At 67.2% G+C, this 1289-nt stretch carries 1 protein-coding gene; it reads right to left on the bottom strand.

Annotation, left to right across the window (positions count from 1 at the left end):
- Positions 1-1273 (bottom strand): condensation domain-containing protein (locus BRAS3843_RS27855; RefSeq protein ID WP_244425490.1); only part of this gene is annotated, 1273 nt, incomplete at its 3' end.
- Positions 1274-1289 lie beyond the last annotated feature (16 nt).

Below are 1289 nucleotides of genomic sequence, written 5' to 3'. Positions count from 1 at the left end.
GCGGCAGCTGCGACAGCTGCGCATCGGCCAGGTTCATGATGCCGCGATGGCTGATCATCACCCCCTTGGGCTTGCCGGTCGATCCGGAGGTGTAGATCACATAGGCCAGGTGATCGGCATCGACACCGCTCGCCGGTGCCGTCTCAGGCTGAGCGACGATCGCTTGCCTATCAGCATCGAGCCGCACCAGCCTGGCGCTGGACGCCGGCAGACGCTCCGCCACCGCCTGCTGTGTCAGCAGCACCAGAACCTTGGCATCCCCCAGCATGTAGGCCAGCCGCTCGGTCGGATAGCGCGGATCGAGCGGCAGATAGGCCCCGCCGGCCTTGAGGATGCCGAGCACGCCGATCACCATGTCGAGTGAGCGCTCCATGCACAGACCCACAATCACGTCGGGCCCGACGCCGAGGCGCTGCAGATGATGCGCGAGCTGGTTGGCGCGGCGGTCGAGTTCGCCATAGCAGAGCTCCTGGCCCTCCAGCACCACAGCAACGGCATCGGGCCGGCGTGCGGCGTGCTCGGCAAACAGCTCATGCAGGCAGACATCCTGCGGATAGCTCGCTGCCGTTGCGTTCCAGTCCACAATCAGCTGCCGTTGCTCGGCTTCGCTCAGCAGCGCAAGCTCCCGGACAGGACGGTCGGGCGCTGCCACGATCCCGTCCAGCAGGCGCATGAAGTGCTCCACCAGTCGCGCGATCGTGCGCGCATCGAACAGATCGGTGGCATAGACCAGCGACGCCGATAGCCCGCCATCCACTTCCACCATCGACAGCTCCAGGTCGAACTTGGCAGCCACCGCTCCGGTCTCGAACGGCGCGATCGTCAGTCCCGCCATCCGGCCCGCCTGCTGCGGCACGTTCTGCAGCGCGAACACCACCTGGAAGATCGGCTCACGGCTCAGGTCGCGAACCGGATGCAGCGCCTCCACCAGCTTCTCGAACGGCAGCTCCTGATGCGCATAGGCATCGAGCGCGGCAGCCTTCACCCGCCGCAGCAGGTCGCGGAACGACGGCGACCCGGAGAGATCGGTGCGCAGCGCCAGCATGTTGACGAAGAACCCGATCAGGGTCTCGGTCTCGGCGCGGGTCCGTCCGGCAATCGGCGTGCCGACCACGACATCGTCCTGCCCGCTCCAGCGCGACAGCAGCATGTCGAATGCCGCCAGCAGCACAATGAACAGTGTCGCACCCTCCGCCCGCGCCAGCTTCGACAACGCAGCCGTGCACGTCGCATCGACGGTGAAGCGATGCACCGCGCCACGGAAGCTCGGCACGGCTGGCCGCGGCCGG

The organism is Bradyrhizobium sp. STM 3843, from assembly GCF_000239815.1.
Classification (GTDB): domain Bacteria; phylum Pseudomonadota; class Alphaproteobacteria; order Rhizobiales; family Xanthobacteraceae; genus Bradyrhizobium.
This window is presented reverse-complemented; position numbering and strand designations above follow the sequence as displayed.